Source organism: Shewanella denitrificans OS217 (assembly GCF_000013765.1).
Classification (GTDB): domain Bacteria; phylum Pseudomonadota; class Gammaproteobacteria; order Enterobacterales; family Shewanellaceae; genus Shewanella; species Shewanella denitrificans.
Genome location: NC_007954.1, coordinates 2425979 through 2438821, shown reverse-complemented (window position 1 = coordinate 2438821; position 12843 = coordinate 2425979). Strand labels below are relative to the sequence as shown.

At 47.8% G+C, this 12843-nt stretch carries 11 protein-coding genes; 9 read left to right on the top strand and 2 right to left on the bottom strand.

What is annotated here, in order from left to right; all coding sequences use genetic code 11:
- The first annotated feature begins 6 nt into the window (after positions 1-6).
- From udk to SDEN_RS10675, 8 genes are all read left to right on the top strand, one after another.
- The gene (gene udk / locus SDEN_RS10710) at positions 7-645 is read left to right on the top strand and encodes a uridine kinase (protein WP_011496492.1); all 639 of its coding nucleotides are present in this window, start codon (positions 7-9) and stop codon (positions 643-645) included.
- A 121-nt stretch (positions 646-766) separates the two neighbouring features.
- Complete coding sequence (gene pabC, locus SDEN_RS10705) at positions 767-1651, top strand: aminodeoxychorismate lyase (RefSeq protein WP_011496491.1); 885 nt, start codon at positions 767-769, stop codon at positions 1649-1651.
- A gap of 505 nt (positions 1652-2156) precedes the next feature.
- Complete coding sequence (gene mltG, locus SDEN_RS20845; RefSeq protein WP_041406243.1) at positions 2157-3137, top strand: endolytic transglycosylase MltG; 981 nt, start codon at positions 2157-2159, stop codon at positions 3135-3137.
- The gene (tmk, locus tag SDEN_RS10695) at positions 3134-3781 is read left to right on the top strand and encodes a dTMP kinase (protein WP_011496489.1); all 648 of its coding nucleotides are present in this window, start codon (positions 3134-3136) and stop codon (positions 3779-3781) included. The genes mltG and tmk overlap by 4 nt, the downstream gene beginning before the upstream one ends.
- A gap of 66 nt (positions 3782-3847) precedes the next feature.
- On the top strand, positions 3848-4813 hold the full coding sequence (holB, locus tag SDEN_RS10690; protein WP_011496488.1) for a DNA polymerase III subunit delta': 966 nt from the start codon (positions 3848-3850) through the stop codon (positions 4811-4813).
- Between the two features lie 9 nt (positions 4814-4822).
- A complete protein-coding gene (locus tag SDEN_RS10685; protein ID WP_011496487.1) occupies positions 4823-5149 on the top strand; it encodes a PilZ domain-containing protein in 327 nt (108 codons plus the stop codon).
- Positions 5150-5195: 46 nt separating this feature from the next.
- Positions 5196-5984, top strand: a complete 789-nt coding sequence (locus SDEN_RS10680) for a TatD family hydrolase (protein WP_011496486.1) — start codon at positions 5196-5198, stop codon at positions 5982-5984.
- 456 nt (positions 5985-6440) lie between these two features.
- Positions 6441-7082: a sulfotransferase gene (locus tag SDEN_RS10675; protein ID WP_011496485.1), complete on the top strand. Its 642-nt coding sequence runs from the start codon at positions 6441-6443 to the stop codon at positions 7080-7082.
- Between the two features lie 562 nt (positions 7083-7644).
- Here the strand turns inward: SDEN_RS10675 and rsmF are convergent.
- Positions 7645-9162 carry a 16S rRNA (cytosine(1407)-C(5))-methyltransferase RsmF gene (rsmF, locus tag SDEN_RS10670; protein ID WP_011496484.1) on the bottom strand — a complete coding sequence of 506 codons (1518 nt, stop codon included), beginning with the start codon at positions 9160-9162 and terminating at the stop codon, positions 7645-7647.
- A 125-nt stretch (positions 9163-9287) separates the two neighbouring features.
- Here rsmF and SDEN_RS10665 point away from each other — a divergent pair, with 125 nt between their 5' ends.
- Positions 9288-10514 (top strand): nucleoside recognition domain-containing protein, encoded by a 1227-nt coding sequence (locus tag SDEN_RS10665; RefSeq protein ID WP_041406240.1) that lies wholly within the window; start codon positions 9288-9290, stop codon positions 10512-10514.
- Between the two features lie 101 nt (positions 10515-10615).
- Here SDEN_RS10665 and acs read toward each other — a convergent pair whose 3' ends face one another.
- Positions 10616-12571, bottom strand: coding sequence for an acetate--CoA ligase (acs, locus tag SDEN_RS10660; protein WP_011496482.1), 1956 nt, complete (start codon positions 12569-12571; stop codon positions 10616-10618).
- Positions 12572-12843 lie beyond the last annotated feature (272 nt).

The following is a 12843-nucleotide window of genomic DNA, read 5'->3' as shown; positions in this document are numbered from 1 at the left end:
TTTAGAATGAATTCTCAGCAATGTGTCATCATTGGGATTGCCGGTGCGTCGGCTTCGGGTAAGAGTTTAATCGCGAAGACGATTTTTGACGAACTGCGCCGGGATCTGGGCACAGATCAAATAGGCGTGATTAATGAAGATGCCTATTATAAAGATCAGAGTCATATGTCCATGGAAGAAAGGGTCCAGACTAATTATGATCACCCTAAGGCATTGGATCACCAGTTATTATGTAGCCACCTTAAGCAGTTAAAAGCGGGTCAAGCCGCAGATATCCCTTGCTACAGTTATACTGAGCATACTCGTATTAGCGAGACTATCCATATGACGCCTAAAAAAGTGATCATCTTGGAAGGTATTCTGCTGTTAACTGATCCAAAGCTGCGCGATCTGATGGATGCGTCCGTATTCATGGATACGCCACTGGACATCTGTTTCCTGCGCCGCTTGACTCGTGACGTTGCCGAGCGTGACCGTACTATGGAGTCAGTGATTTCTCAGTACAAAAAAACCGTAAGACCTATGTTCTTACAGTTTATTGAGCCGTCAAAGCAATATGCGGATATTATCGTGCCAAGGGGCGGAAAGAATCGTATCGCGACCGACATTTTAAAGACACGTATTCAGCATCTATTGGCTAAGTAAGCACGCTGGTTCCTGTATCTTGTTAACTACATCTGTAGAGAATTTAGGTACAGGGTCACAAGCTCACCAGTCATAAGTTCAAAAATCGAGTCTAACCTCGTGTTTTCAGGGAGAGAACCAGATGTTGCCTCTGTGGACCAATCAGCCAACTACTAATGGCACTGTTCATAGCACTGCTCAGGGTACAGCTCAGGGCACTGTTCATGGCACGATTCAGGGTATACACCCCTTAGACCGCGCCATTGCTTACGGTGATGGCGTGTTTGCCACCATGCGCAGTAATGGCGAAATTCTGTTTCTGGCCGATCATCTCGCCCGTCTGCAACAATCCTGCGCCCGTCTAGGGTTTCACTGGCAAGCATCGAATACATTGATGTCAGAGTTAACTCAGCTGGCAGCGACCTATCCTAAGCACTGTATCAAGCTGATTGTCAGTCGCGGTGTGGGAGGGCGAGGCTACCAGGCCCCCATTTCCGTTTCAGCCACTGAGATAGTGTCCGTCAGTGAAATACCGTCTTTTTATGGGCAATGGCAACAAACTGGGATAAGGCTTGCTTTAAGTGATATTCGCCTAGGTCAGCAGCCAAGGCTTGCGGGGATTAAGCATTTGAATCGTTTAGAACAAGTGCTGATCAAGAGCCAAGTCTTGCCTCAGGGCATGGATGACTGGCTGGTGCTGGACAGCCAAGACAATGTTATCGAGTCTTCGGTGGCGAATCTATTTGGCGTCAAAGATGGAATTATTTATACTCCAGCGTTACATCAAGCTGGGGTATCCGGTGTCACACGAGAAATTATCATCAAGGCGCTGCTGACCTTAGCACTTCCGCAAGGGCACACAGTCGTGGTGAGTGAGTTTAAACAAGATTTTCTGATGAGTTGTGAGCATGTGTTTCTCAGTAATAGTTTGTTCGGCGTAGTCGATGTCACCGGGATTGATAACCAAGGCTTTGCTCCTTGGCCCCAATCGGCTCAATTAAGGCATTCATTAGGGTTATCCCTCTAGCAAATCTATGAAAAAAATTACCTTAGCGTCATTAGTGCAATTGTTAGCAGACTCTGGCCGGCGCAGTCAAAAATGGACCGCGCAGTTGATCAGCCAAGTGTTCAAGGGAAAATCCCATAATCCCAATGGGGCTGAAAAATCCAAGGCTGCTAAGCCTAAAGCCAGCGTGTCTCGAACTAAAGCCCCAAGGCCCAATTCGCTTAAACTTGATGCCGTTAAGCCCGCGCCGGCAAAATCAACTTCGGCTAAGCCCGCGCCAGCTAAGCCATCAGCGCCTAAGCCCAAGCAACTCAAGCCTAAGCCACTCAAACCTAAGCCTAAGCAACTCAAGCCCAAGCCGCTGAAAACTCACCCACTTAAATCTAAATCCCAGCGACTTAAGTCAGCTAAATTACTGCCACTTAAGCACATATTTAAAACGCTAAAGAAGCGGATTAATTCTGTCGCCATCTTGTTAGCGGCTCATGTAAAGCGCTGCAGTTTATTCTATAAATGGCTCTTAAGCGTGTGCTTGAGCCTGGGACTGCTTGCAGGCTCAATCTACTTTGCCATTGAAGATCTCAAAGCCTACCCAGAGCAGGGGCTCAAACTTGAACAAACCACTCAAATTACCATCAATGCCGGCATGTCAGTCACTAAGTTGGTACAGAGCCTAGAGCAACAAGGTGTGGTCACTGAGAGCTGGAAAATACGGTACTTGGTGAAGTTAAGGCCAGAGCTGGCGCAAATTCGCACCGGCCTGTATGAGATATTCCCTACAGATACTTTAGAGAGTTTTTTACAGCGGGTGCTTAGCGGCAAAGTGGTGACCTTCGCCGTGACCTTAGTAGAAGGTAAGTCCATTAAAGAGTGGCAAGCAAGCCTAGAGTCACAGCCGCGCTTGAGCCTTTCTGAAGCGCCATTTTTAACTGTACTTAAGGCGCACGGCGATGACAGTGGCCTGCCAGAGGGTAAGTTTTACCCAGAAACCTATCATTATCATGCGGATGAGGATGTGGTTGAGCTATTGACCCGCAGCTTTGTAATGATGCAGTCGGCGCTCAATACCGCCTGGGAAGGGCGCAGCGATGACGTACAAGTCAAGAGTGCCTATGAACTGCTAATTCTGGCGTCCATCATAGAGAAAGAAACGGGCCAAGCCAGCGAGCGGCCACTCATTTCGGCTGTGTTCAATAATCGCTTGAAGTTAGGCATGCGCCTGCAAACGGACCCTACGGTTATTTACGGCATGGGTGAGCGCTTTAACGGCAACATTACCCGTAAAGATCTGCAAGAAGCAACGGCCTTTAATACTTATAAAATAAATGGCTTACCGCCCACTCCAATAGCAGCGCCCAGTCAGGCAGCCCTAGATGCAGCGGCTCATCCCGCGGACGTGGATTATTTATATTTTGTCTCCCGTAACGATGGCAGCCATGTGTTTTCTAAAACACTGAAAGATCATAACGCGGCGGTAAATCAATATCAGAGAAGAAAGAAAAAATGACAGCAGCACAGCAGCAAGACATAGGCAAGTTTGTGGTTATCGAAGGCCTAGAGGGCGCGGGTAAATCCAGCGCCGTGGCCTTAGTTAAGGCACTGCTGACATCCCATACTGGCCATGAGCCCGTGTGTACCCGCGAGCCTGGTGGAACGCCACTGGCTGAGCGCATTCGCGATTTGGTAAAAATTGCTGACCCGCAAGATCCCCTCTGTGATGAAGCCGAATGCCTGCTGATTTATGCGGCTCGCGCACAACTTATCGCCAATGTGATAAAACCTGCGCTACAGCGCGGCGAATGGGTATTGGGAGACAGGCATAATCTGTCATCCCTTGCCTATCAGGGCGGCGGACGTGGCCTGATGCCCTTAGTGAACACCTTGAGCCAAGCCTGTTTACAAGGCTTTAAGCCAGACTTAACCTTGTACCTGGATATTGAGCCAAGCCTTGGCTTAACAAGGGCAGCTAATCGCGGCGCCCTAGACAGAATTGAGCAACAAGCGCTAGCATTTTTTGAACGCGCCCGTGAGACCTATTTGCAATTGGCAAGCCAAGACAGCAGCATTTTGGTTATAGATGCCAGCCAGAGCCTTGAAGCCGTGCACCATGATATCAAGCAGGCGCTGGCCGCTAGGCTTGTAGGGTGTTGAGTCGACTTAAGTTATCTGAATATCAGCCAAAGCAGACACAAAACGGACATAAGAGAAGAGGCGTGAATGAGCACAAGCTATGAAATCTCATCCCTTCCTTGGTTGAGTGCAAGCCATGAACTCTTGCTTAAACAAGTGCGGCTGGGCAGCTTAAGTCATGGCCATTTATTGGACGTGCACACTCAACTGGGCGGCGATGTGCTGGCCCAATCCATGGCAAAGCTTATCTTATGCCAGGCCTTAACCCCTGTGGGCGCCTGCGGTCAATGTAAGGCGTGCTTGTTAGTCAGTGCAGGTACTCACCCCGACTTGCACAGTGTCGCGCCGGATGGCAATCAAATCAAGGTCGACCAAATTCGCAGCCTTTGCAGCAGTTTGACCTCAACGGCCCAGCAGGGCGGTAAGCGAGTGGCGATCATTTACCAAAGTGAGCGCATGAATACGGCTTCAGCCAATGCGTTACTGAAAACCTTAGAAGAGCCGGGTAAAGAAACCTTTTTACTGCTGCAAACCGACAGAACTGCAGCGCTATTGGCTACCGTCAAAAGCCGTTGTCAGACCTTAAGCATCACGCCGCCCAGCAATGCCGAGGTGAATGCTTGGCTTAAGGGGCAGCAACTACTGCCCGTCGTGCCCGATGGCGCTAAGCCCCATGATGTCACTTGGTGTTTAAGTGTGGTGGGCGGGCCTATTCAACTGGCGCAAAGCCTGCAGTCAGATAAGTATCAAACTTTGCTCAATTATCGCAAAGAATGGGCCATGAGCCTGAGTTCTGGCCACCTGTGCGGCAGTCTTTTGGCCTTAAAAGACAACCAACTGATCGATGCATTACAAGTGTTATACTTGTACTTACGCCATTTTGTGTTAAAAAGTAATGACATCAATGCGTTTACTAAGGCGCAAGTCATCACATTGGCTGCTAAAATCATGGAGATGCGCCATAAGTTAACCACTATGGCAGCAGTCAATACTCAAGCTTTGTGCATGGATTATGTTTTGGCGTTTAGGCAATTAACTCACACTCACAGGTAGTCATATTAGATGGTTAATCTTGTTGTTCATTTTGACAGTTTGCATCAGCTTTATCGTGCTTACATGCCGTTTATTAAGCCTGCGGGGCTGTTTGTCGCGACATCTGAAAGCCATTATTTGGGTGAGACCTTAACCATTTCTTATCGGTTACCGGATGCGACCCAAATGCATGAGTTTACCGGTGTTGTGGTGTGGATTAATCCCTTAGGTGCCTCAGGTGGCCGTCCTGCTGGGGTTGGCCTTAAAATTAAAACCGATCCTGAAAGTCATAAAAACCACATTGAGAAACTGCTTTCTAGGGAATTAGCTTCGGCAGATTTGACCTGTACCATGTAGCTAGGTATCCTTGGCTGCCTTTTTTTGAGTAGACTTAATCTTCGCCATGCTTATAGATTCCCACTGCCATTTAGACCGCTTAAAAGCGGCCCCAGATCAAGCCAGCCTCAAGTTGATTGTTGATTCAGCTAAAGCCCAAGGGGTCGATTACCTCTTGTGCGTTAACGTGCGTCAGCAAGGTTTTGAAGCCATGCGGGATAAGGTCAGCATCTTTGACAATGTGTTTCTCTCCTCTGGGGTGCATCCCTTAGATGTGCAAGAAGGGCTAGACATAGGCCAAATTGCCGAATATGCCAACGATGCCAGAGTCGTGGCCATTGGTGAGACTGGGCTAGATTATTTTTACGCCGATGAAACCAAAATATTGCAACAGCAATGTTTTGAGCAGCAAATCGCCTTGGCAACTCAAGTCAACAAACCCCTTATTGTCCATACCCGCGATGCCAGAGAAGACACCATAGCCATGCTGAAAGCGGGCAATGCTGACAGGGTTGGCGGCGTGTTGCATTGCTTTACCGAAAACTGGGAAATGGCCAAAGCCGCCATAGACTTAGGCTTTTATATTTCGGTTTCAGGCATAGTCACCTTCAAAAATGCAGGTGAGCTGCGCAGCGTCATTCGTAAAGTGCCTAAAGACAGATTATTAGTGGAAACCGACTCACCTTACTTGGCCCCCGTTCCCCACAGAGGTCAAGAAAATCAGCCAGCTTATGTGTATGATGTGGCAAAATTTGTCGCCGAACTCAGAGGCGAGCAGTTTGAAGATTTAGCCCAGTACACCACAGACAACTTCTTCAATTTATTCAAAGGCGCCGCAAAGCTTGCTGGCCGCTAAGGCCAGACTCTTGGTCGTGACTCAAGTCGCCCCATCTGACATTTCAGAACCACTGACGACACAGTGGGGCGGGTTTGGCAAAAGCTAGCAATAATGGTTTGGACAATTGCGTATGCAGGCTTGTCATGGCACTTGATCATCGACACGCGTAACTTCTTATAAAATCAACTGGGTCCCTATAGCCCTCCTCGATGTCCTATTCTGAAAAACAAGAAGGTAGGAGGTTCACCTGTGCAACTTCAGGCTGAAATCGATTCAGGTAAGATGGCTAAATTAATGACGTCTACCCGCGACCCAATTAGCTATCTACATAAAGATGTTCAAGATGTCAGTTAAAGTATCATACTGGGGATATTTGGGTTTTAGCGTTATATTCATATGAAAAAACCATGTTTTTCTCCATCTACTGAGCGGTTGCATTTATACTAATGCCCTTTAGAAAATGAGTCGGAACAAATGTCTAAGGTATTTATTATCGGTCTGCCCAGAACTGGAACCACCAGTATCAGTGTTGCGCTATTAGAGATGGGTTTGTCCGTAGCTCACACGGCATTTACTAAAAAAGCATTTGAAATGGCTGATGCAGTCACTGATGCTCCCTGCTTTAGTGACTATATGCATTTAGATAGAATATTTCCTCACGCTAAGTTCATTTATTTGACAAGAGAGATGGCTAAATGGGTGCCATCAATAATCATGTTGCTTGAAAAAATGGCACCTCATTTAGATCCTAAAACAGGAAAATTCAATCCGATTTTAAAGCGCAGCTTTCATCACACATTCCCAGGGACATTACCCTTAACCGAAAATGAATTAATTGATTGTTACACACGTCACGAACAGGCAGTTTTATCCTACTTTGAAGGCCGTGACGACTTTTTATCAATTGATATCAGTAAGCAGGGCAGCCTACTGGAAATGAAAATGTTTTTAGGTATAGAAGCTCAAGGAAGTGCTGATTTTCCAAAATTAAATGTGGGCCGTGATGTTGCCAGTTGGAAGGACTACAAGCATCCAAATAAAATAAATTCTAATTTAGCGGGTGTAGAACATAGAAAGTATTATGATTACGCTTTAGTTGATTACAGAACATATTAATGGTGCCAGCCATTGTTAAATCTATGCTTAGTGCTTAATGACAACGCCGCTGTTAATGAGAGGATATAGGGCTAAATGACTCGAGTTGATCTATTGAGTTAGGCTGCAGGGATGTTGCGCTCGAGCCTATCACATTCGAGGGGGGTCATGAGGGTGTTCATAATTCTACGCTGCTTCATCTTATGAATATCTGCTCGATTTGATTTTTGTGAGTCATCAAAAAAATGATCTAGGACTTGGGGTGAATGAGAGGCAAAAAAAAGACCCAAAACTATCCTGTTGTCTTAGGTCTAGGGAAACTGGTCTAGATAAATTAATGCTACAGCAATGCGCTGCGGGCCTTAGTAGATTATAGTTGGCTAATATTATTTAGCCTTGCCTAATCCCAGTTCCCCGCTAGATTGTTTAGTTATATCCACTGCGCTAAATCCATCGAGCTAAATCCACTGAGGTAAGTCCACAGGGCTGTGTTTACTCAGTTATCTCCCACTTAGGGATATTCACCATCGGATGACTAGCAAAGTCGCTAACCTTAGCTTAGACGTTAACCCTAGCTCAGACGTCAACCTAAGTTATCTCTCACCAGTTCCCGTGGTAGGCTGTTTTTAAGCCTGTGGCCTAAGTGTTTAACCACCCCTATGGCGGCGCCGTGGTAGCTGACCATCATTTCCCCCTTGGGAGTGAGGTCAAGTTTGCCATCAAAGCTTGCCGTGTCTATGTCGCGGCCCATTAAAAATTGCTCAGCCTGAGCTTGATTTAATGGGATGCATCTTGGGTTAGTGTTTGAGTTATTGTTTGGATTAGTGTTTGCGTTATTGTTTGGATTAGTGTTTGAGTTATTGTTTGCGTTAGTGCCGAGTTTCGCCCCTAAGGCGATAACGGCTTCATGCTTGATTTTAAATCCTTTTTTAAGCACGTCAGCCAGCTTGATGCCAATGCGCTGAAACCGCATTGTGCCAATAAAATCACTAAAGGGCGCGGGGAATAACCAAAACTCATCGTCCCTTAAATACACCTGTGCCCCTGGCGGCAAGCTTAAGGCGAAGCTTTGCTGGATATAGTCTTGCAGCGCGGCAATTTGTTTCTCAGGGGCTGGGCTAAAGGGGAAATTTTTCTGGGCTTTAGGCTGACTTTTGATCCTGGGTACTGAGGCGGTTTTGCGCATTTTGGCAACAAAAAAACCTTCGCTGTCATAAATTTGCGGCCACACATGCAAAAAGCCTTCTTCAGTGCAGGCCTTAGCTGCGCCATCAAATAACGTCGCTAGGGATTCAAACGCTACCGCCTCGGGATAACGGCTCAATAGGTGCTGACAAATGGCCTGATTTTCAAGTTGGCTTAAGGTGCAGGTGGAGTAGACCAGTGCACCGCCGGGTTTTAACGCTAAAAAGGCGGCTTCGATTAAGTCTTTTTGCGTGTCGGCAATGGCTATCACATCATCCAGTTGCCACTCTTTTAACGCGTTTTGATCTTTACGCACTGTGCCTTCGCCGCCACAAGGGGCGTCAAGTAGCACGGCATCGAAGGCTTCGTATTGATATTCGCCAAACACGCGGCCATCAAAATGCGTCAGGGCGCAGTTACTCACGCCCATGCGCAGCACATTGGCGTGCAAGACTTTCACTCGACTGGCGGAATACTCATTGGCTATCAAGAGGCCGTTGTTATTCATTAATGCTGCCATTTGGGTGGTCTTAGAGCCTGGGGCCGAGGCCATATCTAATACCCGCAGTGGTGCTCGTTCATCAGCATCATCATTCGTAAATAATGCGGTTGGCGGTAACATGGAGCTGGCTTCTTGAATGTAGAACAAGCCCTGAATGTGCTCTAGGCAATTACCCAGCTGTTCATCATGAGTCAGGGTTATCCAAAAGCCGTCGCTGCACCAAGGCACTGGCGAAAAAGACCAACCGCGAGGCGTCATTAGGGCGATAAAATCCTCACTTGAAATCCTTAAGGTGTTGACCCTAATGGATTGACGTAAAGGACGGTTGCACGCCAAGATAAACTCATCCATGGACAGATGAGAGGGTAGCTCTTGCTCAATGTGTTTGATAAAGTTTGGATTTATTTGAAGCATAATGTAAAAATGTTCATTATCTCAGTGCACTAATGGCGCTATTCTAGCATAGCTTAAGCGTCAACTGCGATGCCAAAGCGCCGAGTTATTCCCCTTAAATTTCCCCTAAATGAGTGAGGCAAGCCTTGTTAAACCGTGTGTGGTTATTGTTTTTTGTGGTTTCAACTATTGCCATAGTGCTTGAACTTATTGGCGGTAATACACAAGTGTTAAGCGTGGCCGTGGCCTCATTGTTTGCTAGCGCGAAACTTGCCGCGGACATTTCCTTGGGCTTGATTGGGGTACTTGCCCTGTGGATGGGCTTGATGCAAGTGGGGGAGAAAGCCGGTGTTGTCGGGCTATTTGCCAGATTATTTGAGCCTTTATTGCATAAGTTAATGCCTGAAGTGCCAAGGGGCCACAAGGCTTATGGCAGTATCTCGATGAATTTAACCGCCAACATGTTGGGGCTTGATAACGCCGCTACTCCCCTAGGGCTTAAGGCGATGGAGGATTTGCAAAGCCTAAATCCCGTCAAAGCCGTCGCCACCAACGCACAAATCTTATTCTTAGTGCTCAATACTTCGTCGGTCACCTTAGTGCCCGTGACTGTGTTTCTCTACCGCGCCCAGCAAGGGGCAGCAGCACCTGCAGACATCTTTTTACCCATATTGCTTGCCACCTGCGCCTCAACCTTAGTGGGCTTGACTGTGGTGGCTATAGTGCAGCGCTTGTCCATGTTAAATACTGTGGTGCTGGCCTATGGCGGGGTGATATTTGCCTTCCTTGGGGCGAGTATCTTTTATCTCTTGAGTTTATCGGCAACCGCCATAGGTGAAGTCTCAAGCGTACTGGGTAACGGCATCTTACTTGCCTTAGTATTGAGCTTTATCTTGGTGGCAGGGTTTAAAAAAGTGCCTATTTATGATGAGTTTATTGAAGGCGCCACCAAAGGGTTTAAACAAGCGATTCAGCTAATACCCTATTTACTTGCCATGTTACTTGCCATAGGTTTTTTGCGCGCATCCGGCGCATTGGATTACGCCCTGTCAGGCTTGGCAAGCGTGGTGCATTTGATGGGCTTTGATGGCCGCTTTATCGATGCCATGCCCACCGCATTGATGAAACCCTTTAGTGGCTCAGGGGCCAGAGCCATGATGCTTGAGACCATGTCCCACCATGGGGTGGATTCTTTCGCTGGGCGTTTGTCGGCGATTTTTCAAGGCAGCACAGAAACCACTTTCTATGTTTTAGCGGTGTATTTTGGCTCTGTGGGGATTAAAAATGGCCGCCATGCCCTAGGCTGCGGCCTTGCGGCCGATGCTGGCGGGATTATCGCCGCCATTGGGGTGTGCTACTGGTTTTATGGTTAATTAAGACTCGCCTCATTGGGTTAATTACAAATACGATTGTAGAACAAAAACGCCGCTTACTTAGCGGCGTTTTTGTTTAGTATTTTTGGATAACTGCCAGATTAACGCTGATTTAAGCGGCTGGCGATCAAGGTGTCTATGACGGAGGGATCGGCCAAGGTGGATGAATCCCCTAAGTTGGTGACTTCATTGGCGGCAATTTTACGCAGGAAGCGGCGCATTATCTTGCCTGAACGTGTCTTAGGTAAGCCTGTGGCCCATTGAATCAGATCTGGGGTTGCCAGAGCGCCAATTTCTTTACGGACCCACTGCCTTAATTCTTGACGCAGGGCCTCTGAAGGCTCGGCGTCATGGACTAAAGTGACGTAGGCGTAAATGCCTTGGCCTTTAATGTCATGGGGATAGCCCACAACCGCAGCTTCGGCGACCTGCTCATGGGCCACCAATGCGCTTTCAACTTCCGCAGTGCCGAGGCGGTGGCCTGAGACGTTTATCACATCGTCCACTCGACCTGTTATCCAGTAATACCCGTCTTCATCACGTCTTGCACCATCACCGGTGAAATACATGCCTTTAAAGGTACTAAAGTAGGTGAGGGCGAAGCGTGCATGGTCGCCATACACAGTGCGCATCTGACCCGGCCAAGAATCCAACATCACCAGATTGCCTTCCACAGCGCCCTCAAGTATTTGTCCCGTGCTATCCACAATAGCAGGCTTTACTCCAAAGAAAGGCCGAGTCGCTGAGCCAGGTTTAGTGGCAATGGCGCCTGGTAATGGGCTGATTAGGATGCCGCCGGTTTCAGTTTGCCACCAAGTATCCACGATAGGGCAATGCTCATGGCCGATGACTTCGTGGTACCAACGCCAGGCTTCTGGGTTAATGGGCTCGCCCACAGACCCCATAATGCGTAATGACTCGCCACTAAAGCCGTTGAAATGCTCCTTGCCTTCGGCCATTAATGCCCGAATTAGCGTGGGCGCGGTATAGAGGATATTCACTTTATGCCTGTCCACTATTTCGCCGAGGCGGGCAGGGGTGGGATAGTTGGGCACGCCCTCGTGCATCAGCACAGTAGCCCCATTGGCAAAGGGGCCGTAAACCATGTAGGAATGGCCTGTGATCCAGCCAACATCGGCGGTGCACCAATAGACTTCATTTTCTTTATAATCAAAAACATATTCATGAGTCATGGCGGCATAAACCAGATAGCCGCCTGTGGTATGCAGCACGCCTTTTGGGTTACCGGTCGAGCCTGAAGTGTAGAGTAGAAATAGCGGATCTTCTGCGTTCATTTCTTCGGCGGGGCAATCACTGCTGACGCCAGCCATTAATTCATCCCAGTCCAAATCACGACCTTGCTGCCAGTCAACGTTGGCGCCTGTGCGTTTAAGCACGATGACATTATTCACGCAAGTGACGCTAGGACGGGCTAGGGCTTCATCGACGTTGTGTTTTAGGGGGATAGTGCGGCCAGCGCGAATGCCTTCATCGGCGGTGATGATAACTTTTGATTTACCATCAATCACGCGTGAAGCGATAGAATCTGGTGAGAAACCGCCAAAAATCACCGAATGCACGGCGCCAATGCGGGCGCAGGCTAACATGGCCACGGCGGCCTCTGGCACCATGGGCATATAAAGGGTAACGATATCGCCCTTCACTACCCCTTGAGCTTTAAGCACATTGGCAAACTGACACACTTGGGTGTGAAGCTCACGATAGCTTAATTGGCGCTGCTCTTTGGCATCATCACCTTCCCAGAGGATGGCAATCTTGTCGCCATTGCGCTCAAGGTGCCTGTCGAGGCAATTACTTGAGGCATTCAGTGTGCCATCGGCGAACCATTGGATAGACAAGTTGTTTGCATCGAAGCTGGTTTTCTTCACTTGAGTTTGACTGTAAGGGGTGATCCAATCTATGCGTTTGCCTTGTTCGCCCCAGAAGCGCTCTGGATTGTCGATAGAGGCCTGATACATGCGCTGGTAGGTTTGCTCATCGATATGAGCATGGGCACTGATCTGGCTGGGTACTGGGTAAACAGTTGGCGAATTCATAAATTTTCCCTTTTAAATAAACATGAACTGAGTATCACTGTGCAGGAATTGTCCTTGCCTTGTTACTAAAACTAACCCGAATTGGGCTAAATGAGTAGGGGGCTGATAAATTTCAGCTTAAATTAGTTGCCTGATGGGTTCTGTATAAGAAGCAAAAGTAAACCATGAAAGTGCTCGACAAAACAACTGAGATTAATTCATCCAAAGATCTCATGGAGTCTTTTTTTGAATCCGAGTGTGTGCACCAGCCAATAATTAAATACGCATTGCAA

Bases quoted from the DNA above. Each gene is read 5' to 3' on its own strand.
- udk (WP_011496492.1), top strand. From the start codon at position 7: ATGAATTCTCAGCAATGTGTCATCATTGGGATTGCCGGTGCGTCGGCT.
- SDEN_RS10675 (WP_011496485.1), top strand. From the start codon at position 6,441: ATGTCTAAGGTATTTATTATCGGTCTGCCCAGAACTGGAACCACCAGT.
- holB (WP_011496488.1), top strand. From the start codon at position 3,848: ATGAGCACAAGCTATGAAATCTCATCCCTTCCTTGGTTGAGTGCAAGC.
- SDEN_RS10685 (WP_011496487.1), top strand. From the start codon at position 4,823: ATGGTTAATCTTGTTGTTCATTTTGACAGTTTGCATCAGCTTTATCGT.
- rsmF (WP_011496484.1), bottom strand. From the start codon at position 9,162: ATGCTTCAAATAAATCCAAACTTTATCAAACACATTGAGCAAGAGCTA.
- pabC (WP_011496491.1), top strand. From the start codon at position 767: ATGTTGCCTCTGTGGACCAATCAGCCAACTACTAATGGCACTGTTCAT.
- tmk (WP_011496489.1), top strand. From the start codon at position 3,134: ATGACAGCAGCACAGCAGCAAGACATAGGCAAGTTTGTGGTTATCGAA.
- SDEN_RS10680 (WP_011496486.1), top strand. From the start codon at position 5,196: ATGCTTATAGATTCCCACTGCCATTTAGACCGCTTAAAAGCGGCCCCA.
- acs (WP_011496482.1), bottom strand. From the start codon at position 12,571: ATGAATTCGCCAACTGTTTACCCAGTACCCAGCCAGATCAGTGCCCAT.